Genomic DNA, 25,128 nt, shown 5'->3' with positions numbered 1-25,128 from the left:
TCGCGCTTGCGTCGATTTCGATGAGGCGATCTCTTGGGCTCACACGAGTCTTGAGCCCACCCGACTGCCGGAGCACACTCTCGGTGCGGCACGACAACGCTGTTTAGTCGTCGAGCTCGCCCGCGATACCGCGCTCGAGGGCGGCCGTGGTGCGATCTGGCAGCACCAGCAGCCCGTCGAGCTCACCGCGGGCCAGCTCGTAGGCGCGCTCCCGCTCCTGCTGGGTGGCGCCGCGATCGGCCGCCACCCGCAGCAGACTCTGCGCCCGGGTCATCCGCTGCTGGTCAGCGCGAGAGAAGTCACTGCGCCGGCGCCGGCGGGCCTCGTTCTCGGCGGCATCGAACGCGGTCACATACGCCTCGACGGCGTCGAGATACTGGCGCATCGCGTCGGGGGCGTCGAGCAGATCCTCGGCCTTGCCGGGCCGCAGCAGATCCGCGCGCAGTTTGGCCCGGTGAAAGGCCACCGTCAGCGGATCGCGCATATCGGTCATCGCCGGAAAGTCGAGCAGCTTGGCGGCGTCGAGTTCGTAGTCGAGCCAGCGGGTGTCGGTACGGCTGTGTTCGTCGATCACTCGGGTGATGGTGCGCCACTGTGCTGCTTGGCTTTTCGGGTCGTCACGGGCTGCGGGTTGTGGATCCTGCCCGGAGCCGCTCTGGCGTTTGGTCAGCGCGGAGACACCCCGGAAGGCGGCATAGATCGCGCCAGCGATCGGCACGATCACGAGCAACAGCTCGACCAACCGGAATATCAGGCCCACCTGGCCAGGATGCCATCTGGCGGGTGCCGGACTAGCCGGGTCCGTCGCTGGCCGCGGCGAGCAACGGAACAACCACGTCGCTCACCGGCGTCGCCAACCCGTGCTGAGCGGCCTTCCGAACGATGACACCGTTGCGGATATCCCACTCCAGGCGGCGGCCCGCGTTGGCGTCGGTCAGCATCGACGTGGTCAGATCCTGCGGCCCGGTGGCGAACATCTCGGTTATCTCGTCGATCACGGTGTCGGGCAGCGCGGCACCTTCGGCACGGGCCACCGCCAGGCATTCGGTGAGGTAGCGGCGCGCGAGCGCGGCGATGTCGGCGCGGCGGAACATGCCTGATCGGCGCCGGGCCAGCACCATGAACCCGGCCAGCGCATTGACCAACAACTTGCGCCACGCCTCGGTGCTGAAGTCGGGGTCCAGGTCGACTGTCACCCCCGCCGGACGCAACACCGCCGCCAGGGTTTCGGCGTCTTCGCAGTCGGGCAGCACCAGACGCACATCGGTACGTAGCCGCACCCAGCCGCCCGGCTGAGGCTCTGCGGAAAACCAGACGACCGCCGGCACGATGTGCTCCGACGGAAAGAACTCGCCGACCCGCTCGACCTGTTCGACGCCGTTCTGCAGCACACAGACCACCGTGTGGTCGTCGCACAACCGGTGCAGCCAGCCGGCCGCCTGTTCGTTGTGGGTGTCCTTGACCGCGAGCAACACCAGGTCGACGCGACCGTCGACGTCGCAGGGATCGGTCAGCACCGGGCCGGGCACCACGATGGTGTCGCCCGGCTGATCCCGGCGGACCTCGATCTGAGCGCGGGACGTATGCCCGCACAACGTCACCCGATGACCGGCCGCATACAGCAGCGCGGCGACGGTCGAACCAATCGCTCCCGGACCGACAAGCGCTATCGAGCTACCCACCGTGCCCAACGTACGTCAGGGCTGCTGTGGCTTTACCGTGGGCGCATGTCCGAACCGTCGTTACGCCGGGCCACCGCGGCCGATACGGCCGCTATCGTCGCGCTCGTCGAGGGGGCATACGAGAAATACACCGCCCGCATCGGGCGCAGGCCCGCTCCGATGGACGCCGACTACGCGGCTCTCATCGAGGACGCCAACGTGTGGGTCCTGACCTGTGACGACCGCCTGGTCGGGAGTTTGGTCACCTACACGCAAGGCAGCCATCTACTGCTCGACTCGGTCGCCGTCGCGCCTGACACCCAGGGCCGCGGATACGGCGCGCTGCTGCTACACCGCGCCGAAGATGACGCCCATGACGCCGGCGTGATCGAGGTCCGCCTCTATACCAATGCCGCGATGACAGAGAACCTGACGTTCTATCCGCGCCACGGTTACGTCGAGACGCACCGGGCCCGCCAGGACGGCTTCGACCGGGTGTTCTTCAGTAAGCGCCTAGGACGCTAGGACGACCACTTCGATAAGTAGCACTGCGGGCTGTAGGGGGCGTCCTGCGCGATGGCGACCTGGCCGTCGACCGACACCTCACAGTGCGCGTTCGGGGCTGCCTGCCCGCCGTGGGTGGTGCTGCCAACCTGCAGGAAAGCCCACTGCGGATCCGCCAGTGTGGTCGAAAAGACCCACGGCGCATCCGGCGACACAGTGATGGTCTCGCGCTTCATGAACGCGTTCGAGTCTGCGTTGAAGGCGTCCTTGCTCGGCGGCTGCGCCGTCAGATAGGTGATGGTGAAGTCGTACGTGCCGCCCGTCGCGAGCGTGTAGGTCACCTGGTGTCCGGGCGCCGGATCAGCGTTCGACACCGCGTGAGTGGCCGCAACACCGGCAGTCGCCAACACCAGCGCCACCCCAACCCTTGCTGTCACTTTTCGCATATGGCCCATATCGGCCACGCTACCGACATCGTTACCCGTGTCGGCACCTGGCCGCCCACAGCGAATGAATAGCAGGTTAACGAGTTCGTCACACACAGATATGTCACAGAAACTTATGCGCTCTAACGTCCGGGTCGACACCAACCGTGGGTTCGGGGGCCATCAAGTCTGTCGTCGCCCAAAGATTGTCGTTCCCAACATGAAAGGGCCTCTATGCAACTCCGGCGTTCTGCTCTGAACCGATCGGCATTGGCTGCGACAAGCGTCATGGTGACGGCTGGACTCGTGCTGTCCGGCTGCGGCAGCAAGGCGAGCGAGACCGACACAGCAAAGTCCGATTCATGCGTGGACACGTCCGGGCCCAATATCAAAGTGGGTTCACTGAACTCGTTGTCGGGCACCATGGCGATCTCCGAAGTCACTGTGCGCGACGCCATCAAGCTCGCCGTCGACGAGATCAACTCCCAAGGCGGTGTGCTCGGTAAGCAGATCCAGGTCGTCGGCGAAGACGGGGCGTCCGACCCGGCGGTGTTCGCCCAGAAAGCCGAGAAGCTGATCAAGGACGACTGCGTCGCCGCGGTCTTCGGCGGCTGGACGTCGTCGAGCCGCAAGGCCATGCTGCCCGTCTTCGAAAGCAACAACTCGCTGCTGTACTACCCGGTGCAGTACGAGGGCCTGGAGTCGTCGAAGAACATCTTCTACACCGGCGCCACCACCAATCAGCAGATCGTGCCGGCTCTGGACTTCCTCAAGGAAAAGGGCCTCAAGTCGCTGTACCTGGTGGGCAGCGACTACGTGTTCCCGCAGACCGCCAACCGCATCATCAAGGCGTACGCGGCGGCCAACGGCATCGAGATCAAAGGCGAGGACTACACGCCGCTGGGCTCCACCGACTTCTCGACCATCGTCAACAAGGTCCGTTCCTCCAACGCTGACGCGGTGTTCAACACCCTGAACGGTGACTCCAACGTCGCGTTCTTCAAGGAGTACACCAACGCCGGACTCACCCCGCAGAAGATGCCGGTGGTCTCGGTGTCGATCGCCGAGGAAGAAGTCCAGGGCATCGGCGCGCAGAACATAGCCGGCCAGCTGACCGCATGGAACTACTACCAAACGCTCGACAATCCGGTGAACAAGGCGTTCGTGGCGGCCTACAAGGCCAAGTACGGCCAAAATAAGCCGACCTCGGATCCGATGGAAGCCGCTTACGTCTCGGTCTACCTGTGGAAGAACACTGTCGAGAAGGGGAAGTCCTTCGACGTCAAGGCGATTCAGGACAATGCGGGTGGCGTCACGTTTGATGCTCCGGAGGGTCTGGTCACCATCGACGGTGAGAACCACCACATCACCAAGACCGCGCGGATCGGTGAGATCCATCCCGACGGCCTGATCTACACCATCTGGGAGTCCCCCGGCCCGATCACCCCGGATCCCTATCTGAAGTCCTACCCCTGGGCCAAGGGCCTTTCGGGCTGAGCGCGACGGGGAATTAACACAGCATGGATGTCCTTGTCGGACAGCTGGCGACGGGATTGAGTCTCGGCTCAATCCTGTTGCTGGCGGCATTGGGGCTTGCCCTGACATTCGGCCAGATGGGCGTCATCAACATGGCGCACGGCGAATTCATCATGGTTGGCTGCTACACCGCCTTCGTGGTGCAGAAGCTGATCTCGAATGCCGGTGCATCGCTTTTGGTTTCGCTAGCCGTGGGATTCGTGGTCGGTGGCCTCCTCGGAGTTCTGCTGGAGGTCACACTGATCCAGCGGATGTACGACCGGCCGCTGGACACGCTGTTGGTGACCTTCGGCGTCGGGCTGATCCTGCAGCAGGCCGCCCGCAGCATCTTCGGTGCGCCCGCGGTGAACGTCAACGCACCGACATGGCTGTCCGGCGGAGTCGAGATCCTCGGCGCGGTGGTACCCAAGACTCGCGTCTTCATCCTGGTGCTGGCCGTCGTCTGCGTCATCGTGCTGGCCTCGGTGCTCAAGCTCAGCCCCATGGGCCGGCGGATCAGGGCAGTCGTGCAGAATCGGGATCTGGCTGAAACCAGCGGTATTTCGAGCCGGAAGACCGATATCACCACGTTCTTCATCGGATCGGGTCTGGCCAGCGTCGCCGGTGTCGCGCTGACCCTGATCGGATCCACCAGTTCGACCATCGGGCAGAGTTATCTGATCGACGCGTTCCTGGTGGTCGTGGTCGGCGGCCTGGGCCAGATCAAAGGCACCGTCATCGCCGCGTTCGCGCTCGGACTGATGAACTCCTTCATCGAGTACAGCACCACTGCGTCGCTGGCGAAGGTGATCGTGTTCGTGATCATCGTGATCTTCCTGCAGGTACGCCCGCAGGGGTTGTTCACCGTGCGGACAAGGAGTTTGGTATGACGAGCGGCAGAGGACGCTGGCAGGCCCATGCCCTTCCGCTGGCCGGTTTCGCGGTCGCCGCGGTCGTCCTCTTCGGGGTGGCACCCGCGGTACTGTCCAGCTTCCGACTCGGCCTGCTCGGCCAATACCTGTGCTATGCGATCGTGGCCGCCGGTATCGGGCTGGCCTGGGGCCGTGGCGGGATGCTCACGCTGGGCCAGGGCGTGTTCTTCGGGCTGGGCGCCTACATGATGGGCATGCACCTCAAGATCGCTGACGCCGAGGTCCGCAAACAGGCGGTCCCTGACTTCATGCAGATCGCGGGAATGCCTGCGCTGCCGTCCTATTGGGAGCCGTTCTCGTCGGCGGCGTTCACCCTGGCGGCGATCGTAGTGGTCCCGACGGGCATCGCGGCGCTGCTCGGGCTCGGGGTGTTCAAACGCCGGGTCAAGGGCGCATATTTCGCGATCCTGTCCCAAGCGCTGGCTGCCGCACTGGCCATCCTGCTCGTCGGCCAAGCGACGTTGGGTGGCAGCAACGGGCTCAATGGTTTTCGCACATTCTTCGGGTTCCGGCTGTCCGACCCGGTGAACCGGCAGATGCTGTACTTCATCGCCGCGGGAACCCTGCTCGTGGTGGTCGCCGTGGTGCGCCAGTTGATGCAGAGTCGCTACGGCGAACTTCTCGTCGCGGTGCGCGACGGCGAAGAACGAGTGCGGTTCCTGGGCTACGACCCGGCCAACATCAAGGTCGTCGCCTACACGGCCGCCGCACTGTTCGCCAGCATCGCCGGTGCCCTGTTCGCACCCATCATCGGTTTCATCACCCCGGCTCAGGTCGGCGTCGTACCGTCCATTGCCTTCCTGATCGGTGTCGCGATCGGGGGGCGAACCACACTGCTCGGGCCCATCTTGGGTGCGATCGGCGTGGCCTGGGCGCAAACGGCGTTCTCCGAACGCTTTCCGTCGGGCTGGACCTACGCCCAGGGGCTGCTGTTCATCGTGGTCGTCGGCTTCTTCCCTGCGGGGTTCGCCGGACTCGGGGCGCTGTTCCGCCGGCGCAACCGCACCAAGGCAACTGCCACGCCCAGCGGTGAGCCCGCATCCGAGCCGGTGGGAGCCGCACCATGACCGAACTCGCCGAACCGGTAGCCGGCGGCAATGTCGGCATGGGCACCCAGTATCTCGAAGTCCGCGGTCTCACCGTCGATTTCGACGGGTTCAAGGCTGTCAACGAGGTCGACCTGACGCTGTTCCAGGGTGATCTTCGCTTCCTGATCGGCCCCAACGGGGCCGGGAAGACCACCGTCATCGACGCGATCACCGGCCTGGTGCCCGCCACCGGGTCGGTGGACAAGTCCGGTGTGGACCTACTGGGCAAGAAGGTCCATCAGATCGCCCGGCTCGGCGTCGGCCGAACCTTCCAGACCGCCAGCGTATTCGAGCAGCTGACCGTCCTGCAGAACCTCGACATAGCGGCGGGGGCAGGCCGGTCGTGGTTGACCCTGCTGCGCCGGCGCAAGGAAGTGTTGCCTGCCATCGAGGAGGCGCTCGAGACGATCGGGCTCACCGAGTTGGCCGACCGGCCCGCGGGCATCTTGGCCCACGGTCAGAAACAGTGGCTGGAGATCGGCATGCTACTCGTGCAGAATGCCGACGTGCTGCTGCTCGACGAACCGGTCGCCGGGATGAGCGGTGAAGAACGCGAAGAGACCGGAAAGCTGTTGCGCCGCATCGGATCGTCGCGCACCGTCGTCGTCGTCGAGCATGACATGGATTTCATGCGCGCCTTCGCCACCTCCGTCACGGTGCTGGCCCGCGGCCAGGTGATCGCCGAAGGATCGGTAGCCGACGTGCAGGCCAACCCCAAGGTGCAGGAGGTCTACCTGGGCACCGCCGCGGCGGGCACGGACGGCGTTCCGGACGAACTGATCGAGGAGACCTCGTAATGCTGGAACTGGTCGACGTCCGCACCGGATACGGCAGATCACAGGTCATCCACGGTGTCAGCATCGACGTGCCCTCCGACGGCGTAGCCGCCGTGATGGGGCACAACGGCGCGGGTAAGACGACCCTGCTGCGTGCGGCGGTCGGCCTCTTGAAGTGCAGCTCGGGCACGGTGCTGCTGCACGGCGACGACGTGACCAAGATGCGGCCCAGCGCCCGGGTGGCGCGCGGGTTGGCGTATGTGCCGCAGGGTCAGCAGTCCTTCGGCCAGTTGACCACCGCGGAGAACCTTCAGGTCGTCGCCGACGGCCGCAAAAACGGCAAGCAGCTGATCGACGAACAGCTCGACCTGTTCCCCGCGCTCAAGGAATTGCTCACCCGCCGAGCTGGTCTGCTCTCCGGTGGTCAGCGCCAGCAGCTGGCGATCGCGCGGGCACTGATCACCAGCCCGAAGATCCTGATCCTCGACGAACCCACCGAGGGCATTCAGCCGTCGGTGGTCGCCGAGATCGAGGCGGCGATCACCACGCTGACCCGCCGCGGCGACCTCGGCGTGCTGCTGGTCGAGCAGCACATCGGCTTCGCACTGGAGTCGGCACAGCAGTACTACATCCTGGAAGCCGGCCGGGTCACCTCGAGCGGGACCGGCGGGTCGGCGTCAGAGGCCGACGTGCGCGCGGCGATGGCGATCTAGACCTAGACTTGTCGTCGTGAACTGTGTCACGACAGTGAACGAAAACCGCCTTCGACGCGTCCCTCTCTAGGTGACCCAACGTCCACGCTGGGGCGTGCACTCCGCTGTCAGCCGCAGATCGGTTCTGATTGGACTCGGCGCGGTCGGCGCCTTCCTCGCCGTCGACCTCGGCGCGATCGCCTACGCCAACAAATGGATCGGCTCGGGCGCAACGCCCAAGACCTTCCTCGACGGGTTCCTCGCGGTGAACGGGCCCCAACTCGGCTTCCGCAAGAACCACGCCAAAGGCGTCTCCGTGAGCGGTTACTTCGAAGGCAACGGCAACGGCCAATTCCTGAGCCGTGCCGCGGTGTTCCGGCCCGGACAGGTTCCCGTCGTCGGCCGCTTCTCGCTGGCCGGGGGTGATGCCCACGCTGCCGATACCTCCGGCGCCGCGCGCGGGCTCGGCCTGGCGTTCGGATTTCCCGGCAGCTCCCAATGGCGCACGGCGATGCTCAACCTGCCGGTGTTCCCGGACAACTCACCGCGCGGGTTCTACGACCGGCTGCTGGCGTCGAAGATCGTGCCTGGCACCGGGAAGCCGGACCCCGCGGCCATGGACGCGTTTCTGACTGCCCATCCCGAGACCGCCGCCGCGATGGCGATCATCAAGAAGCAGCCGCCCGCAGTCGGCTTCGGCGACAGCACATTCCGCAGCCTCAACACCTTCTACTTCGTCGACGACGCCGGCGCACGCACGCCGGTGCGATGGTCGCTTGTGCCGCAACAGACGACCGCGCCAGCCCCACGGCCCGGTGATGTCAACGGCCTGTTCGACGCGTTGATCGACCAATTGCGCAGCGGGCCGCTGCGGTGGCATCTGCTGGTCACCCTCGCTGAACCCGGCGACCCGCTGACCGATGCCACTCTGGCCTGGCCCGCCGACCGGCGGAGCATCGATCTGGGCCTGCTCACGCTGACCGCGGTGGCGACCGACTCCCCCGGCAATGCCCGCGATATCAACTTCGATCCGCTGGCACTGCCCGACGGCATCGAGCCTTCCGCCGACCCGCTGTTGTCCGCCCGTTCGGATGTCTACGCGGAGTCGTATCGGCAGCGCACCGGCGAACCCAAATCACCACCGGCGGTGCAGGTATCGGAGGTCGGCGCGTGACGAGGGTCGACCGCTATCCGGTGCGCACCCGGGTGCTGCACTGGCTGACCGCTGTCCTGGTGTTCAGCGCCTTGTTCATCGGGTTCGCGATGGTGAATTCGCTCGGTGGCTACGGCGCCCTGGTCGGCGTGCATATGACGCTCGGGGTGCTGATCCTGCTTGTCGTGGTCATCCGCGCGGCCAACCGTTTCACCCACCGCACACCACGATTGCCGGACACGGTGGGCTCCGTCGAGCATCTGCTGGTGGTCGGCTCCGAGATCGGGCTGTACGCCCTGATGCTGGCTCAGCCGCTGGTCGGGTGGGCGATGGTGTCGGCGGGTGGACGGCACGTGGTGGTGTTCGACTGGCTTGCGCTGCCGCGGATCGCGCCGTTCGACGCCGATCTGTATTTCGTGCTGCGACAGGCGCACTCGGTGTTCGCCTACCTGCTTGTCGCGGCGATCGCCGCGCATGTGTCGGCGGTGCTGCTGCATACCCTCACCTTGGGCGACCGGATGTTGAGCCGGATGACGTTTGGCGCCAGGCGCGAATGATCGGTGCGCTGAATGTCAGCCCGCGTCGAGCAGGCGCGTGTCGTCCGACGGCGACGCCACGAACGCTCTGAGCCGGCCGAACAGGTCGATCGCCGATTGGACGGCCTGATCGACGAACGGGCCGAATTCTGTGTCGCCGGCACGATAGCGCCGTTCGGCCAGCACACCGACCAGGCGTGGGTCTGAGGACTCGAAGACCGTGGCGGTGACCCGCGGGGCCGCGGCGTTCCACTGCTCAACCAATGCCTCGACCCGGGCGCGTTGCTCGGCCGGGTAGTAGCGCGCGGCGGTGATGCTGATCCGCGCCGCGGCCCCGGATGGCCCGCACGGTTGCAGGTGCACATGCAGACGGCCGTGGTAGGCGCTCACCAGGAAGAAGTATTCGTCGTCATGATGGCCGCGGAAGTGCCGCACCTGCCGGGTCCGCAGGTAGCTCTCGATGAGCTGGGCGCCGATCGCGGTGTTCATAACTCTCAAACGGACCGCACGAACGACACGGTTCCCAAATAGCCCAAGGTTGCGCCAAGAATTCGTTGAGAATTGATTAAATGGGGGTGCACAGCCCACAACTTGAATTCATGTCCTCAAAAAGCCGATTGATCGGCGCCGCCTTGGTGCGCGTTAAATCTTTCGGCTTTCTCTGCGAGTCTGCTGAAAGCGTAGTAACTTCTGCCGCAGCAGTAACTCCAATGCATAAAAGGGACGGACAATGATCAAAGGTTTGTTGACGGCGGCTGCTGCCGCCGGGGCCATCGCGCTCATCGGCGCACCTGTTGCCGGAGCGATCACCAACGCCGAGGCCGACTACATCAAGGACCTCACCAGCGCCGGTATCGCCGGTGACCAGGCGGCTTTGATCGCCGACGGCCACACGATCTGCCAGGCGCTGGCGGGGGGCACAGATCCCAACACGCTGTCGCAGAGGTACTTCACCAACTCCGGTCAGATCAGCCACGCGCAGGCCGACGCCGCGGTCAATTTCGCAAAGACTGACCTTTGCCCAGCAGGCTGACAGCCAACTTCTTCCGACCAAGAGCGCGGCTGGCCTGATTTAGGCCAGCCGCGTTATCACTTCAGCGATAACCGCGTCGGCCGGGATATCCATCTGCACGCCGGTGGCGAGATCTTTGACGCCCACGGTGCCAGCCTCGATATCCCGGTCGCCGGCTACTAAGGCAATGCGGGCGCCCGAACGATCGGCCGCACGCATCGCGCCCTTCATTCCGCGGTCGCCGTAGGCCAGATCGACCCGCACGCCGGCCGCGCGCAAGCCCGCCGCCAGTGTCGCGAGCGCCAATTTGGCCTGCTCGCCCAGCGGCACCCCGAACACATCGCAGCGGCTCGGATTGCCCACCGTCTTCCCCTCGGCGCGCAGCGCCAGCATGGTGCGGTCGACACCCAGGCCGAACCCGATGCCCGACAGATCTTGGCCGCCGAGCTGACGCATCAGCCCGTCATATCGGCCACCGCCCCCGATGCCGGACTGTGCACCGAGTCCGTCATGCACGAACTCGAACGTGGTCTTCGTGTAGTAGTCCAGCCCGCGCACCATCCGCGGATTGATCACGTAGGGCACCCGAAGGGCGTCGAGGTGCGCGAGCACCGTCTCAAAGTGCTGCTTGGCGACATCGGAGAGGTGATCGAGCATCACCGGGGCCTCAGCCGTCATCTCCCGCACATGCGGGCGTTTGTCATCGAGAACCCGCAGCGGGTTCAGCTGAGCACGTCGCTGCGTTTCTGCGTCCAGATCCAGCGTGAACAGAAAGCTCTGCAGCAGCTCTCGGTATTGGGGGCGGCAGGTGTCGTCGCCCAGCGAGGTGATCTCGAGGCGGAAGCCGTCCAGCCCCAGCGAACGGAAGCCGGCGTCGGCGATCGCGATCACTTCGGCGTCCAGCGCGGGATCATCGACGCCGATCGCCTCGACCCCGACCTGCTGCAGCTGTCGGTAACGCCCGGCCTGCGGCCGCTCGTAGCGGAAGAAGGGGCCGGCATAGCAGAGCTTGACCGGCAGCGCACCGCGATCCAGGCCGTGCTCGATAACCGCGCGCATGACGCCGGCGGTGCCCTCGGGCCGCAGTGTCACCGAGCGCTCACCACGGTCGGCGAAGGTGTACATCTCCTTGGACACCACATCGGTGGACTCGCCGACGCCGCGCGCGAACAGTGCGGTGTCTTCGAAGATGGGCAACTCGACGTCGCCGTAGCCGGCCAGCCGGGCCACCCTCAGCAGGCCGTCGCGGACCGCGACGAACTCAGCCGACTCCGGCGGCAGGTAATCGGGAACACCCTTGGGTGCCTGGAATTCACTCACTGAGTCAGACCTTCGAGGAATGGGTTGGTGCGGCGTTCGAGACCAATGGTGGTGGATTCACCGTGCCCCGGTAATACCAGGGTGTCGTCGTCGAGCACCAACAGTTTGTCAACAATCGAGCCGAGCAGGTCCCGTCCGCTGCCGCCTGGCAGGTCGGTGCGACCCACCGTCTGTTTGAACAGGGTGTCGCCGGTGAAGACCAGCGGATCTTGCAAACCGGCCCGGTCCACCCTGAACACCACCGACCCGCGCGTGTGTCCCGGCGTGTGGTCGACGGTCACGGTGATGCCGCCGAGTTCGATCTTGTCCCCGTCGCGGTCGAGTTCCACGACCTGCTTGGGCTCGCGGAACAGCGCACCGAACGCGAGCTGGCCCAGTCTGGGCCCGAACCCGCGGATCGGGTCGGCGAGCATGAAGCGATCCTCGGGGTGGATGAACACCGGGCAGCCGAACGTGTCGCCCACCTTCTGCGCCGACCACATGTGGTCAATGTGCCCATGGGTGAGCAGGACGGCCGCCGGGGTCAGCCGATTCTCGTCGAGAATGCGGCGCAGATTCCCCATCGCACGCTGACCCGGGTCGACGACGATGGCGTCGGCCCCGGCGCGTGGGGCCAGCACGTAGCAGTTGCATGCCAACATGCCGGCCGGGAACCCGGTGAGTAGCACGTCGTCCAGTTTCCCATCCCCTGTTCGTGAGGGTCGCGCCCCCTGGCCTCAGCATTAGCTGGCACACTCGGTGCCGACTCAACCGATCATCAACGGAGGACCACCACGGTGCCCACCAACGAACAGCGACGTGAGACCGCCAAGCGCAAACTCGAGCGGCAGCTGGAGCGTCGCGCCCAACAGGAGAAGCGTCGCCAGTTGTTCGTCATCATCGGCGGTGTCGTGGCGATCATCGTGGCCGCAGCACTGGTCGCCACGTTCGTCTTGACCAACAAGAACGACGACAACAAGACCACCACGGCGGCATCCTCCGCGCCGAGCAGTGCACCCGCAGACCCCGCTGGGCCCTCCACCGCTCCCCCCGCCACCGGCGGCCTGCCGGCCTTCAAACCCGGCGCGAACCTGGGCACCAACTGCCAGTACCCGGCGTCGCCCGAACCGGCCAGCAGAAAGGTCGACCCGCCACACAGTGGCAAGGTGCCGACCACCCCGCCGACGGTGAGCGTCAGTATGAGCACCAACCAAGGCAACCTGGGGCTGATCCTGGACAACGCCAAGGCCCCGTGCACGGTCAACAGCTTCGCCAGCCTGGCCCAGAAGGGCTACTTCGACAACACCCCCTGCCACCGGCTGACCACATCGCCGTCGCTGTCGGTGCTGCAGTGCGGCGACCCGACCGGCAACGGAACCGGCGGACCGGGCTACCAGTTCGCCAACGAGTACCCGACGGACCAGTACCCGCAGGGTGATCCCGCCCTGCAGGAGCCGGTGACCTACCCGCGCGGAACACTGGCCATGGCCAACGCCGGGCCCGGCACCAACGGCAGCCAGTTCTTCCTGGTCTACAAGGATTCGCAGCTGCCGCCGAACTACACCGCGTTCGGCACGATCGACGCGACCGGCCTGGCCACGCTGGACAAGATCGCCGGCGCCGGGGTTGCCGGCGGCGGCCAGGACGGCAAGCCGACAACCGACGTGCAGGTCAAGTCGATCCTGCTGGACTAGCGGCCATGAGCCAACCACCGTATTACCCGCCGCCACCGCCGTACGGCGCGCCGTACGGGCCTGGGCCGTATCCGTATCCGACACCACAGCCGACCAATGGGATGGCGATCGCGTCGCTGATCTGTGCGTTCGTGTTCGCGCCGCTGGGCATCGTGTTCGGCCACATCTCGCTGTCGCAGATCAAGAAGTCCGGTGAGGAAGGCCGCGGGCTGGCGATCGCCGGACTGGTGATCAGCTACCTGGTGACCGTGCTCAGCATCCTGGTCCTGGTCGCCGGCATCGTGTTCTTCTCCTGGATGGCGCGGGAGTTGGAGCGCACCGGCGGTGCCGGCATTCCGGGGCGGACGACGACGGCCGGACCCGGCAGCGACCAACTGCCACCGTTCAACCCACCGGCCGCCCTTGGCGCCAACTGCCAGTACCCGGCCACCGCTACCCCGGCCGACAAGCCGGTCAAGCCGCCGCAGCCCGGCAAAGCGTCCACCACACCGGTGACGGTAGACGCGACGATCGTCACCAACGCAGGCCCCATCGTCGTGCACCTCGACAACGCCAAGGCGCCGTGCACGGTCAACAGCTTCGAGAGCCTGGTCAAACAGAACTACTTCGACAACACTCCGTGCCATCGGCTCACCGACTCACGATCGCTATCGGTGCTGCAATGCGGTGACCCGACCGGCAACGGAACCGGCGGGCCGGGATACCGGTTCGCCAACGAGTACCCGACCAACCAGTTCCGCCCGTTCGACCCCGCGCTCAAGCAGGCCGTCACATATCCGCGCGGCACGCTGGCCATGGCCAACGCCGGGCCCGACACCAACGGCAGCCAGTTCTTCATCGTCTACCGCGATTCGAAGCTGCCGCCCACCTATACGGCGTTCGGACAGGTCGACAAGACCGGTTTTGGGGTGATCGAAGACATCGCCGCGATCGGTATCGCCGGAAGTGCCGATGACGGGAAACCAGCGAAACCGGTGACGATCAAGTCAATCCGGCTGAACTGAGCCTGCGCGACTATCCGCCGGGCAGGCCCTGTTCCTCTGGCGGCAAAGGTGCCGGCCCCTTGATGGCGGGTACCGCAACCGGCAGTTCAGCCTTGGTCGGCCCTGGCGATTGTGTGACCGTGACTCCGGTAGACATTTCCGAACTCAAAAATGAGCCGGTCTCGGTCTGCGGACTGGCCGTCATCGCGGCGAATGCACCGAACGAAACGAGGGCACCGGCCCCGATAGTTGCTGATAACACGTGAAATCTGTTCATAGCGAATCTCTTTCCAAGAGGGATCTTGGCCACTACGAACAAGAGTGTTGCGGCGGTTAGTTATTCCGTCGGTTTCAATGAAATAATCTGCGGCGCTGAGGCGTTGGCCTATGAGTCCGGTGTACGCAGGTTGGTCAGGCCGCGCTCGTCACCCGGTACACGTCGTAGACACCCTCGATATTGCGGACCGCGTTGAGCACGTGTCCGAGGTGCTTGGGATCACCCATCTCAAAGGTGAAGCGGCTGATCGCCACTCGATCATTGGAGGTGGTCACCGAGGCCGACAGGATGTTGACCCGCTCGTCGGCCAGCACCCGGGTGACGTCGGAGAGCAGCCGGTGCCGGTCGAGCGCCTCGACCTGGATAGCCACCAGGAACACCGACGTGGGCGACGGCGCCCACGTCACCTCGATGATCCGTTCCGACTGCTGCTGCAGTGATCCGGCATTCGTGCAGTCCGTGCGGTGCACGCTGACTCCACCGCCGCGGGTCACGAAGCCCATGATGTTGTCACCGGGCACCGGTGTGCAGCACTTGGCCAGTTTGGTCAGCACACCGGGCGCACCGGGCACCGCGACGCCGGTGTCGTCGGTGCTTCGGTGGCGCACCGGCATGGTGGCCGGCGTCGAGCGTTCGGCCAGTTCGTCTTCGGCGCTTTCAGCACCACCGAGCTGGTCCACCAGCCGCTGCACCACGTGCCGGGGTGAGACGTGGCCCTCCCCGACCGCCGTGTAGAGCGCCGAGACGTCCGCATACCGCAGTTCCTGGGCCAACGCGCCCATCGCTTCGGCGTTGACCAGCCTCTGTAGCGGCAGACCGCCCCGGCGAACCTCGCGGGCGATGGAGTCCTTACCTGCTTCCAGGGCCTCCTCGCGGCGCTCCTTGGCGAACCACTGTCTGATCTTGGCCTTTGCCCGCGGCGACACCACGAACGTCTGCCAGTCCCGTGATGGGCCTGCGTTCGGCGCCTTGGAGGTGAAAACCTCAACCTGGTCGCCGTTTTCCAGTTTGCGCTCCAGCGCGACGAGTCGTCCGTTGACCCGGGAGCCGATACACCGGTGGCCGACCTCGGTGTGCACCGCGTACGCGAAATCCACCGGAGTCGAGCCGGCCGGGAGTGTGATGAGGTCACCCTTCGGGGTGAACACGAAGATCTCCTGCACCGCGAGGTCGTAGCGAAGCGACTCGAGGAACTCGCCGGGGTCGGCGGCCTCCCGCTGCCAGTCGAGCAATTGCCGCATCCACGCCATGTCATCGATCTCGGCCGCGGCGTTCAAGGCCGGAACTCCGTTGCGGCCCTTGGTTTCCTTGTATCGCCAGTGCGCGGCGATGCCGAACTCGGCCGTCTTGTGCATGGTCTCGGTGCGGATCTGCACCTCCAGCGGTTTGCCCTCCGGGCCGACGACGGTGGTGTGCAGCGACTGGTACACCCCGAATCGCGGCTGGGCAATGTAGTCCTTGAACCGGCCGGGCATCGGCTGCCACAGCGAATGCACAACGCCCACAGCCGCATAGCAGTCCCGGATCTCGTCACACAGGATCCGCACACCCACCAGATCGTGGATGTCGTCGAAGTCGCGGCCTTTGACGATCATCTTCTGATAGATCGACCAGTAGTGCTTGGGCCTGCCCTCAACAGTGGCGGTGATCTTCATCCCGGATAGCGCCGCGATGATCTCGGCACGAACCTTGGCCAGGTAGGTGTCCCGCGACGGCGCCCGGTCGGCGACCAGCCGGACGATCTCTTCGTAGCGCTTGGGATGCAGGATCGCGAAGGACAGATCCTCGAGCTCCCACTTCACGGTCGCCATCCCCAGCCGATGAGCAAGCGGGGCAATGACTTCCAGCGTCTCACGGGCCTTACGGGCCTGTTTCTCCGGCGGTAGGAACCGCATGGTGCGCATGTTGTGCAGCCGGTCGGCGACCTTGATGACGAGCACCCGGGGATCCCGGGCCATCGCGATGATCATCTTGCGGATGGTCTCGCCCTCGGCCGCGGTGCCCAGGGCCACCTTGTCCAGCTTTGTGACGCCGTCCACCAGGTGGGCTACTTCTTCGCCGAAGTCGGCGGTCAACGCCTCCATGGCGTAACCGGTGTCCTCGACGGTGTCGTGCAACAGCGCCGCCACCAATGCGATGGTGTCCATGCCGAGCTCGGCGAGAATGTTGGCCACTGCCAGCGGATGAGTGATGTACGGGTCACCGGACCGCCGCAGCTGATCGGCATGTTTGGCCTCGGCCACTTCGTAGGCGCGCTGCAGGATCGCCAGGTCGGCCTTCGGGTACATCTCCCGGTGCACGGCGACCAGCGGTTCCAGAACCGGGTTGACGGTGCTGCGTTGCGAGGTCATCCGGCGTGCCAGCCGGGCACGCACCCGGCGCGATGCGCTGCTGGTGGTCTTCGGCGTCTCGACCCGCGGCTCAGCGGGTGGGATATCGGAAACCGGCGCCGGCGCGGAGGTGAGCGCACCGTTGTCGTCCACCACGCCGTCACCTCCTCGCCATCGGACCGACTTCGAGGATATCGCTCCCCGAGCTGCCGAGTGGCAGGCGGACTCAGATGGTCTGGAGGCTCGCAACCTGCAGCGGGGAAATCTTGTCCCGGCCGCCGAGCCCCGAGAGTTCCAGCACCACCGCCGCGATCGGAACCTCTGCCCCGCTGGCCGCCAGCAAAGCGCCCGCTGCGGCCAAGGTACCGCCGGTGGCGAGCACGTCGTCGATGATCACGACGCGACGCCCCGCCAGGTCGATGCCATCGGCGGGAATCTCCAAAGTCGCCGTGCCGTACTCGAGGGTGTAGGTCTGGCTGTGCACCGGCGGGGGCAGCTTTCCGCCCTTGCGAATGGCCAGGACTCCGACGCCCAGTCGGTGGGCCACCGCACCGCCCAGCAGGAAACCGCGGGCATCGATACCGGCCACCAGGTCGGCGCCGGCCGCGATCTCGGCCAGCGCGTCGGTGACGACAGCCAGCCCGTTGCGATCAGCCAGCACCGGGGTGAGGTCCTTGAACTGAATGCCGGGCTCGGGAAAGTCGGGCACCTCGCGGGTCAGCGACTTGATGACGTCGACGACGGAATCACTCACTTCTCGTAAACCCACCGATCCATGTTCCAGCCCGCGCCCCACTTGGTCGGATTGCCTTCCACGGCATACATCTTCTTCGACGCCAGCACCGTGCGCTGCTGACGGTACAGCGGCAGGGTCGGCATGTCGTCCCACAGGATCGGCGAACTGTCGCTCAGGAGCTTGGCCTGTTGCTTGGCGTCGGCGGTGACCGCGAGCGCGGAGATAATGCCGTCGATCTGCGGGTTGAAGTAGCGGGGCAGGTTGTTGCCGTCGCCGGAGAACAGCGTGTACGCGTCCAGCGCCGAGGAACCCGTCGAGCCACTGCCCGTCGCGCCGCCGGTGCTGGCCAGCAGGACGTCGAGCTTGCCGTCCCGCAACGCCTGCGGGCCCGTCGTATCCGATGTGGTGTCGACGACGGTGATCCCCGCGGCGGCGCAGGATTTGGTGATCGCGCCGACAGTGGCCGCCAGCCGCGGGTTGGGTGCCTGGTAACCGATGCGCACGGTCAGCGGCTGGCCGCCCAGGGCGTCGCGCGCGGCGTCGGGATTGGCCGGACCGAACTGCCCTGCGATGGCGATGCCTTCGATACCGCTGAACGCGTCATCGCTGGCCGGGTTGAGCCGAACATTGGAGATCGGCACCTCGGCGTTCAGTGCGATCAGGTCGCGCGGGGTGCACAACGCCACCGCGCGGCGGGCCGGCGGCGCCGCCAGCGGGCCACCGGGCGCGAAGATGAGCTGCTCGATACCTCCCGAGGGCAGCTCGTGGCGGTCATAGCCGTCGGGCGTGGTCAGGGTGCCCGACGATCCGGTCGCCACGTCGACGACCTGGAAGGTGCCGTTGTTGATCCGGTCCTGGACGTCGACGCCGCGTGGCCACACGGTGATTCGCTTGGTGATGGGCTTGGCGCCCCACCACCGGTCGTTAGCGGTCAGCACCACCGCCCCCTCGGGCAGCACCGAATCGATCTTGTAGGGACCAGACGAGGGGAACCGCTTGAGGTCGACACCGGGCTTGAGATCCCACACGGTGTTCCACACCTGGGCGATGCGGTCGACCCCGGCAGGATCGCCACTCTGGATGGTGCGGGCGACGTCGAGGCCCAGCACGTCGCCGATGACGTGCGACGGCATCATCGACGTCGCGGTGAACAGCTGCAGGTAGTCGACGACAGCCCGGCCCGGCAGGTAGGTCACCCTCGCCTTCTTCTGGCCCGGCTGGCAGTCGATGCCGTCGATGTCGAGATAACCGGCGCGGCTGGCGGCGTCGAAGGCCGGGAACCGCCCGGACTGCGCGGCCCACGTCAGCACCATGTCGTCACAGGTCACCGGCTTGCCGTCGGAATACACGGCTTTATCGGAGATCTGGTAGTCCAGCACCAGCGGGTCTCGACCGACCACCGACACCGAGCCGAAGTCGTGGTCGGCCAGCACCTGCCCGTCGGGACCGTGGAAGTTGAAGCCGGCGAGCACGCGGGCGAAGGCCTGCGGGCCGGCCGAGGCCGCACCGGTCACAGTGTTGGTGTTGTAGGTGATCAGCGTGCCGTCGACGGCGTAGTTGATCTGGTCAGCGGGGCTGCCCGAACACGACGTCAGAACGCTCGACGCGATCACTCCCACGACAGCCGCCGCTGCGACAGCGGCGGCGCGCCGGCGCCGGACAGCCATGGCTCGCTATCGCCCTCGGGTGCTGCGCTTGCCCGTTGGCCGGTTTGGGCGCGCACTGGACGGGCGGGCACCCGGTGCGGGCTTGTTGCCCACTGCCAACGTCGGGGTCCCCCCGATGGCAGCTTCGGCGGGGACCGCGTCGACGGCCGTGTCCAGGTCGGCAGCACCGCCGGTGACTACATCGCTCGCGGTGGCTGCTGCCTTGCGCCGGTTGAGCACCCGTCGGGTGTGGGTGCGCACCAAGTCGGTGCGCTCCCGCAGCGACACCAGCAGCGGGGTGGCGAAGAAGATCGACGAGTACGTGCCCACGATGACGCCGACCAGCTGCACCAGGGCCAGGTCCATCAGCGTGCCGACGCCGAGCAACCAGACCGCGACCACCATCAGCGCCACGATCGGCAGCACCGAGATCAGGCTGGTGTTGATCGACCGCATAAAGGTCTGGTTGACCGCGAGGTTGGCTTGTTCGGCGAACGTTCTTCGGGTGGTGTGCTCGAAGCCGTGGGTGTTCTCCTCGACCTTGTCGAACACGATCACCGTGTCGTACAGCGAGAAACCCAAGATGGTGAGCAGGCCGATCACCGTGGCGGGGGTTACCTCGAACCCGACGATCGAATACACGCCTGCGGTGACGATGAGGTCGAACACCACGGTCAGCAGCGCCGACATCGCCATGTACCGCTCGTAGCGGAAGGTGATGTAAATGGCGGCCAGCACCAGGAACACCGCGAGCGCGATGAGCGCCTTCTTGGTGATCTGGTCACCCCAGGTCTCCGAGACCGCCGAATCGCTGATGACTTCCTTGCTGGCCTGGCCGTCGGATCCCTTGGGTTTGAACGCGTCGAACAGCGCCGTGCGCAGCTCCTCGGACTCCTGGTTGTTCAGGGCTTCCGAGCGGATCTGCACAGTCGCCGAGGCGCCGTTGCCGACCAGCACCACAGATTCCGGCGCCTTGCCCAGGGTCTTGCTGTAGACGTCCTCCACCTGCTGGGTGGTGACGGTGCCGTTCTGGCCGGCGACCGGCATCGAAACCTTGGTGCCGCCTTCGAAGTCGATACCGAAGGTGAAGCCCTTCACCACGACGCTGACAATGCAGGCAGCAACGATCAGGGCGCTGATCGCGTACCACATCCTGCGCTTGCCGATGACCTCGAAGGCACCGGTGCCGGTGTAGAGACGGACGAAGAAGCCGTGCTTGGGTCCGGCGGCGCCGGCAGCCTCCAGATCGGGTGCCTCGATGGCGGTCGATGCGGTGTCGTCCGCGGTGTCCTTGGCCATGCCGTTACCCCCGTCCTGTCGCTGTTGCGGCCGCTCGGCGTTCGCGGGCGATCTGCTGCACCGCACCGAGGCCGTTCAGGCCCGGCTTGGCCATGGTCGGCGACTTCGATGCCAGGTACACCAGTGGCCAGGTCACCAGGAACACCACGACGACGTCGAGGATCGTGGTCAGACCCAGCGTGAACGCGAAGCCCTTCACCTGCCCGACGGCCAGGAAGTACAGCACCGCGGCGGCCAGGAAGGTCACCGCGTTTCCGGACAGAATCGTCTTTCGGGCGCGCGCCCAGCCGCGTGGCACCGCCGAGCGGAACGAACGGCCTTCTCGGATCTCGTCCTTGATGCGTTCGAAGAACACCACGAACGAGTCGGCGGTCGTGCCGATACCGATGATCAGACCCGCGATACCGGCCAGGTCGAGGGTGTAGTTGATGTATCTGCCCAGCAGCACCAGGATGCCGAACACCATGGCGCCGGAAGCCACCAGCGACAATGCCGTCAGCAGTCCCAGCACGCGGTAATAGAGCAGCGAGTACAGCAACACCAGTGCCAACCCGATGGCGCCCGCGATCAGGCCCGCCCGAAGCGACGCCAATCCCAGTGTCGCCGAGACGGTTTCGGCCTCCGAAGATTCGAACGACAGCGGCAGCGATCCGTATTTGAGGACGTTGGCCAGCTGTTTGGCGCTGTCGGCGGTGAACGGCGGGTTGCCGCCGCTGATCTGGGTGCGCCCGCCAGGAATGGCCTCCCGGATCTGCGGGGCACTGACTACCTCGGAGTCGAGCGTGAACGCTGTCTGGGTGCCGATGTTGGCGGCCGTGAAATCGGCCCACGTGGTGGCGGCCTGGTCCTTGAACGACAAGTCGACGACGTAGGCGCCGCTCTGGTTGTCCAGGCCGGACGTCGCGTCCTTGATCTGGTCGCCACTGATGATCGACTTGTCCAGAACGTAGATGTACTTGTGATCCTGCGAGCAGGCCACCAGCGGCAGGTTCGGGTCGTCGTTGCCGGCCAGGATGTCCGGCTGGTCGCATTTGGTCGCCATGTACTGCACGGCGATCAGCAGCAGGTTCTGGTTGGTGCTCTGGCGCAGCTCTTTCTCGAACTTGATGCGCGCGGCGAGGTCCTTACGCGGGTCCGGCGGCGGCGCGGGCTGACCGGGCGCGGGCGCGCCCGGCGCGGCGGGTGCGCCGGCAGCCGGTTCTGCGGCCGGCGGCGCCGGCTCGGGGGTTGGCGACGGCGAGGGTGCCGGCTCGGCCGGATATGGCCGCGGCTGCGGCGCCGGAGCGGCCGGGTTGGCAGGCTCGGGTGCCGCAGGCGGTGCGGCGGGCGCCGGCGGTGCACCGGGTGCGGGCGCCCCGCCCGGCGGCACGCCACCGGGGTTCGCGGCCTGCATCTGCTGCTTGATGGCATCGATCGGGATCGGCTGGCCGATCACCGGGCGGATGAACAACCGGGCGGTCTGCCCGAGATTGCGGGCCTCGTTGCCGTCGTTGCCGGGAACGGTGATGACGAGGTTGTCGCCGTCGATGACGACCTCAGAGCCCGACACGCCCAGACCGTTGACGCGAGCGCCGATGATCTGTTGTGCCTGGTTCAGCGCGTCACGGGTGGGCCTGGATCCGTCCGGGGTGCGCGCAGTCAGCGTGACACGGGTGCCGCCCTGCAGGTCGATGCCCAGCTTGGGGTTCGATTTCTTGTCCCCGGTGAGGAAGACCAGCAGGTAAACCCCGATGAGCAGGACCAGGAACAGCGCCAGCCAGCGGTAGGGATGCACCGGCGCCGAAGACGATGCCACGTTGTTGTCTCTCCTAGGTTTTGTGCCGCATCCCGCTAGGTCATTGTGCTGCGTCCGCGGGTGCGGTCCGCCGAGCTCCCGCTAGAGGGTACGTGGTGTGCCTGGCGATCAGTCTCTGGTTAGGCGGTCCGCGTCGCTGCCGGTGATCTCGGTGGCACCCGACGCTACGTCCTCAGCGTCCTCGACGTCCTGCGCGTCGGCCTCGATGCGCTCACGAACCGCGAGCTTCATCCAGGTGGTCACCACACCAGGAGCGATCTCCAGGTCGACGGTGTCGTCGGTGATTCCGGTGATCGTGGCCCGTAGGCCGGAGGTGGTGTACACCTCATCGCCGACGGTCAGCGACTCGTGCAGGTCGATGGTGGCCTGCATGGCCTTGCGCTGACGCCGGGAAGCGAAGTACATGAATGCGCCCATGATGACGATCAGGGGCAGGAAGACGAGCAGGTCCATGGCGGCACGAATCTTTCGTATCGGGTGCTGGGTCAGCTCCGCGACCGTCGGGTCACGCGCTTCATAGCTGCCCAGTCTGCCATTGTCTTGGTTCGACTCCGACCGGCACCGTCGATGGATGATGGTCGGATGGACTTGATCGACGCGTTGCGCAGCACCGGCTCGGTGCGCGAGTTCACCGACGAGCCCGTCGACGACGCCGTGCTGGCCCGCGTTCTCGACACCGCGCGCTTCGCCCCGAGCGGCGCCAATGCGCAGGCCTGGCGCGTGGTGGTGGCCAAGGACCGTGCGATTCGGGCCCGCCTGCGCGACCTCTATCTGCCGCCCTGGGTGGACTATCTGACGTTGACCGCGGCCGGGCTGCGTCCGTGGTCACCGGTGAACGACCGGGCCGAAGAGGCGGCCGCGCTGGCTGCGGGAGCCGGGCCGACGGCCGACACCGCGGTCGGCGGAATGGCCGCACACCTCGACGAGGTCCCGGTGCTGCTGGCGTTGTTCGCCGATCTGTCCCAGCTGGCCGCCGTGGATCGAGACCTCGACCGCTACTCGCTGGCCGGTGGCGCATCGGTCTACCCGTTCGCGTGGAGCATCCTGTTGGCCGCGCGGGCCGAAGGCCTCGGCGGCGTGTTGACGACCATGCTCGTCCGGGCCGAAGACGAGGTGAAGCAGCTGCTGGGCGCCGAAGATCCGCTGGTGCTGGCGGCGGTGATCGCGCTGGGCCACCCCGTGCGCCAGCCCCGACGGCTCACCCGCCAACCCGTCGACTCGTTCACCACCATCGACCGGATCGACGGCGCGCCGTTCACTCCCGCCGCCGGCTAGATACCAACCGATTACGTCGATATTGCCTGTACCAACGACGTAATCCACTATTGATCACGCCCTCGAACCGGGTTTTCAGTTGCGTCGTGCTGTTGCCCGACTAGGCTCTGATGGCCCGCTGCGTGCAGCGCCACCTTCGTCTAGGAGAACAGAAGTGACCACCCTCGAGCAGAGCCGCAAGCTCGTCACCGACATCCCCGGCCCCGCCTCCCTCGAGCTGTCCAAACGCCGGGTCGCCGCGGTATCGCACGGGGTCGGCGTCACGATGCCGATCTACGCCGCGCGCGCCGGCGGCGGGATCATCGAGGACGTCGACGGCAACCGGCTGATCGATCTGGGTTCCGGGATCGCCGTGACGACGATCGGCAACTCCTCCCCGCGGGTCGTCGAGGCGGTGCGCGCGCAGGTCGCCGACTTCACCCACACCTGCTTCATGGTGACCCCGTACGAGGAGTACATCGCCGTCGCCGAGCATCTGAACCGCCTCACCCCCGGCTCCTACGAGAAACGTTCGGCGCTGTTCAACTCCGGGGCCGAGGCGGTGGAGAACGCAATCAAGATCGCGCGGGCGTACACCCGCAAGACCGCGGTGGTGGCCTTCGACCACGCCTACCACGGCCGCACCAACCTCACGATGGCGCTGACCGCCAAGTCGATGCCCTACAAGAGCGGGTTCGGCCCGTTCGCGCCGGAGGTCTACCGCGCGCCGATGTCCTACCCCTACCGCGATGGCCTGATCGACAAGGAGTGGGCCACCGACGGCGAACTGGCCGCCGAGCGGGCGCTGACGGTGATCGACAAGCAGATCGGTGCAGCCAACCTGGCCGCCATCATCATCGAGCCGATCCAGGGCGAGGGTGGCTTCATCGTTCCCGCACCAGGCTTCCTGCCGACGCTGCGCGCGTGGTGCTCCGACAACAATGTGGTCTTCATCGCCGACGAGGTGCAGTCCGGATTCGCCCGTACCGGTGCGATGTTCGCCTGTGAGGACGAGGGCATCGACCCCGACCTGATCGTCACCGCCAAGGGCATCGCCGACGGTCTGCCGCTGGCCGCTGTGACCGGGCGCGCCGAGATCATGGACGCCCCGCACGTCTCCGGGCTGGGCGGCACCTACGGCGGCAACCCGGTGGCATGCGCGGCGGCGCTGGCCACCATCGAGACCATCGAGCTCGACGGGCTGCTCGACCGGGCCAAGCACATCGAAAAGGTGATGAAGGACAAGCTTGGCCGCCTGCAGGCCGACGACGACCGCATCGGCGACGTCCGCGGTCGCGGTGCGATGATCGCCGTCGAGCTGGTGAAGTCAGGTAGCGCCGAGCCAGACCCCGACCTCGCCAAAAACCTTGCCGCCAAGGCACATTCCCAGGGTGTGCTGGTGCTCACCTGCGGAACATTCGGCAACATCCTGCGTTTCCTACCACCGCTGACCATCAGCGATGAACTGTTGACCGAAGGTCTCGACGTGCTGGCCGGCATCCTCGCCGACATCTAGGAAGC

General features: G+C 66.2%; 25 protein-coding genes. 13 read left to right on the top strand and 12 right to left on the bottom strand.

Annotation, left to right across the window (positions count from 1 at the left end):
• Positions 1-103: 103 nt before the first annotated feature.
• Positions 104-760 carry a hypothetical protein gene (locus G6N38_RS23510; RefSeq protein ID WP_163750382.1) on the bottom strand — a complete coding sequence of 219 codons (657 nt, stop codon included), beginning with the start codon at positions 758-760 and terminating at the stop codon, positions 104-106.
• A gap of 31 nt (positions 761-791) precedes the next feature.
• A complete protein-coding gene (locus G6N38_RS23505) occupies positions 792-1,682 on the bottom strand; it encodes an oxidoreductase (RefSeq protein WP_163750381.1) in 891 nt (296 codons plus the stop codon).
• 45 nt (positions 1,683-1,727) lie between these two features.
• On the opposite strand from G6N38_RS23505, the gene G6N38_RS23500 reads away from it, so the two are divergent.
• Complete coding sequence (locus G6N38_RS23500) at positions 1,728-2,186, top strand: GNAT family N-acetyltransferase (protein WP_163750380.1); 459 nt, start codon at positions 1,728-1,730, stop codon at positions 2,184-2,186.
• Here the strand turns inward: G6N38_RS23500 and G6N38_RS23495 are convergent.
• Entirely contained in the window at positions 2,183-2,611 is a 429-nt protein-coding gene (locus tag G6N38_RS23495; protein WP_246228093.1) for an Rv2576c family protein, read from the bottom strand. The two genes, G6N38_RS23500 and G6N38_RS23495, sit on opposite strands and share 4 nt — an antisense overlap.
• Positions 2,612-2,824: 213 nt before the next feature.
• Here G6N38_RS23495 and urtA point away from each other — a divergent pair, with 213 nt between their 5' ends.
• The 7 genes from urtA (at position 2,825) to G6N38_RS23460 (ending at position 9,303) form a co-directional block, all read left to right on the top strand.
• On the top strand, positions 2,825-4,087 hold the full coding sequence (gene urtA / locus G6N38_RS23490) for an urea ABC transporter substrate-binding protein (RefSeq protein ID WP_163750378.1): 1,263 nt from the start codon (positions 2,825-2,827) through the stop codon (positions 4,085-4,087).
• A gap of 23 nt (positions 4,088-4,110) precedes the next feature.
• Positions 4,111-4,995, top strand: coding sequence for an urea ABC transporter permease subunit UrtB (gene urtB, locus G6N38_RS23485; RefSeq protein ID WP_163750377.1), 885 nt, complete (start codon positions 4,111-4,113; stop codon positions 4,993-4,995).
• On the top strand, positions 4,992-6,104 hold the full coding sequence (gene urtC, locus G6N38_RS23480) for an urea ABC transporter permease subunit UrtC (RefSeq protein WP_163750376.1): 1,113 nt from the start codon (positions 4,992-4,994) through the stop codon (positions 6,102-6,104). The genes urtB and urtC overlap by 4 nt, the downstream gene beginning before the upstream one ends.
• Positions 6,101-6,922: an urea ABC transporter ATP-binding protein UrtD gene (urtD, locus tag G6N38_RS23475; protein ID WP_163750375.1), complete on the top strand. Its 822-nt coding sequence runs from the start codon at positions 6,101-6,103 to the stop codon at positions 6,920-6,922. Before urtC ends, urtD begins: the two co-directional genes overlap by 4 nt.
• Positions 6,922-7,614: an urea ABC transporter ATP-binding subunit UrtE gene (gene urtE / locus G6N38_RS23470; protein WP_163750374.1), complete on the top strand. Its 693-nt coding sequence runs from the start codon at positions 6,922-6,924 to the stop codon at positions 7,612-7,614. Before urtD ends, urtE begins: the two co-directional genes overlap by 1 nt.
• A 70-nt stretch (positions 7,615-7,684) precedes the next feature.
• Positions 7,685-8,767: a catalase family peroxidase gene (locus G6N38_RS23465; protein WP_246227397.1), complete on the top strand. Its 1,083-nt coding sequence runs from the start codon at positions 7,685-7,687 to the stop codon at positions 8,765-8,767.
• A complete protein-coding gene (locus tag G6N38_RS23460) occupies positions 8,764-9,303 on the top strand; it encodes a cytochrome b (RefSeq protein ID WP_163750373.1) in 540 nt (179 codons plus the stop codon). Before G6N38_RS23465 ends, G6N38_RS23460 begins: the two co-directional genes overlap by 4 nt.
• A 15-nt stretch (positions 9,304-9,318) precedes the next feature.
• On the opposite strand, the gene G6N38_RS23455 is transcribed toward G6N38_RS23460, so the two are convergent.
• Entirely contained in the window at positions 9,319-9,771 is a 453-nt protein-coding gene (locus G6N38_RS23455) for a hypothetical protein (protein ID WP_163750372.1), read from the bottom strand.
• A 241-nt stretch (positions 9,772-10,012) separates the two neighbouring features.
• On the opposite strand from G6N38_RS23455, the gene G6N38_RS23450 reads away from it, so the two are divergent.
• On the top strand, positions 10,013-10,315 hold the full coding sequence (locus tag G6N38_RS23450; RefSeq protein WP_163750371.1) for a DUF732 domain-containing protein: 303 nt from the start codon (positions 10,013-10,015) through the stop codon (positions 10,313-10,315).
• 39 nt (positions 10,316-10,354) lie between these two features.
• Here the strand turns inward: G6N38_RS23450 and hisS are convergent, their stop codons facing one another.
• Together hisS and G6N38_RS23440 are read right to left on the bottom strand one after the other, a co-directional pair.
• Complete coding sequence (gene hisS, locus G6N38_RS23445; RefSeq protein ID WP_163750370.1) at positions 10,355-11,614, bottom strand: histidine--tRNA ligase; 1,260 nt, start codon at positions 11,612-11,614, stop codon at positions 10,355-10,357.
• Positions 11,611-12,282 carry an MBL fold metallo-hydrolase gene (locus G6N38_RS23440; protein ID WP_163750369.1) on the bottom strand — a complete coding sequence of 224 codons (672 nt, stop codon included), beginning with the start codon at positions 12,280-12,282 and terminating at the stop codon, positions 11,611-11,613. The genes hisS and G6N38_RS23440 overlap by 4 nt, the downstream gene beginning before the upstream one ends.
• 108 nt (positions 12,283-12,390) lie before the next feature.
• Here G6N38_RS23440 and G6N38_RS23435 point away from each other — a divergent pair, with 108 nt between their 5' ends.
• Both G6N38_RS23435 and G6N38_RS23430 read left to right on the top strand, forming a co-directional pair.
• The gene (locus G6N38_RS23435; protein WP_163750368.1) at positions 12,391-13,287 is read left to right on the top strand and encodes a peptidylprolyl isomerase; all 897 of its coding nucleotides are present in this window, start codon (positions 12,391-12,393) and stop codon (positions 13,285-13,287) included.
• Between the two features lie 5 nt (positions 13,288-13,292).
• The gene (locus G6N38_RS23430; protein WP_163750367.1) at positions 13,293-14,291 is read left to right on the top strand and encodes a peptidylprolyl isomerase; all 999 of its coding nucleotides are present in this window, start codon (positions 13,293-13,295) and stop codon (positions 14,289-14,291) included.
• A gap of 390 nt (positions 14,292-14,681) precedes the next feature.
• Here the strand turns inward: G6N38_RS23430 and G6N38_RS23425 are convergent, their stop codons facing one another.
• The 6 genes from G6N38_RS23425 to yajC form a co-directional block, all read right to left on the bottom strand.
• Positions 14,682-16,982 (bottom strand): RelA/SpoT family protein, encoded by a 2,301-nt coding sequence (locus G6N38_RS23425; RefSeq protein WP_281357917.1) that lies wholly within the window; start codon positions 16,980-16,982, stop codon positions 14,682-14,684.
• 121 nt (positions 16,983-17,103) lie between these two features.
• Positions 17,104-17,631 (bottom strand): adenine phosphoribosyltransferase, encoded by a 528-nt coding sequence (locus tag G6N38_RS23420; RefSeq protein WP_163750365.1) that lies wholly within the window; start codon positions 17,629-17,631, stop codon positions 17,104-17,106.
• Complete coding sequence (locus tag G6N38_RS23415; protein WP_163750364.1) at positions 17,628-19,280, bottom strand: ABC transporter substrate-binding protein; 1,653 nt, start codon at positions 19,278-19,280, stop codon at positions 17,628-17,630. The genes G6N38_RS23420 and G6N38_RS23415 overlap by 4 nt, the downstream gene beginning before the upstream one ends.
• Positions 19,281-19,286: 6 nt before the next feature.
• Positions 19,287-20,558 carry a protein translocase subunit SecF gene (secF, locus tag G6N38_RS23410; RefSeq protein WP_163750363.1) on the bottom strand — a complete coding sequence of 424 codons (1,272 nt, stop codon included), beginning with the start codon at positions 20,556-20,558 and terminating at the stop codon, positions 19,287-19,289.
• Positions 20,559-20,562: 4 nt separating this feature from the next.
• A complete protein-coding gene (gene secD, locus G6N38_RS23405) occupies positions 20,563-22,353 on the bottom strand; it encodes a protein translocase subunit SecD (protein ID WP_163750362.1) in 1,791 nt (596 codons plus the stop codon).
• Positions 22,354-22,461: 108 nt separating this feature from the next.
• Positions 22,462-22,806, bottom strand: a complete 345-nt coding sequence (gene yajC / locus G6N38_RS23400) for a preprotein translocase subunit YajC (protein WP_163750361.1) — start codon at positions 22,804-22,806, stop codon at positions 22,462-22,464.
• Positions 22,807-22,935: 129 nt separating this feature from the next.
• Here yajC and G6N38_RS23395 point away from each other — a divergent pair, with 129 nt between their 5' ends.
• Positions 22,936-23,628 carry a nitroreductase family protein gene (locus tag G6N38_RS23395; RefSeq protein ID WP_163750360.1) on the top strand — a complete coding sequence of 231 codons (693 nt, stop codon included), beginning with the start codon at positions 22,936-22,938 and terminating at the stop codon, positions 23,626-23,628.
• A 154-nt stretch (positions 23,629-23,782) separates the two neighbouring features.
• A complete protein-coding gene (gene gabT / locus G6N38_RS23390; RefSeq protein ID WP_163750359.1) occupies positions 23,783-25,123 on the top strand; it encodes a 4-aminobutyrate--2-oxoglutarate transaminase in 1,341 nt (446 codons plus the stop codon).
• Positions 25,124-25,128: the final 5 nt, after the last annotated feature.

The organism is Mycolicibacterium helvum (assembly GCF_010731895.1).
GTDB classification, from domain to species: Bacteria; Actinomycetota; Actinomycetes; order Mycobacteriales; family Mycobacteriaceae; genus Mycobacterium; species Mycobacterium helvum.
Note: the sequence above shows the minus strand (reverse complement) of the source record. Positions and strands in the feature narration are given on the sequence as shown.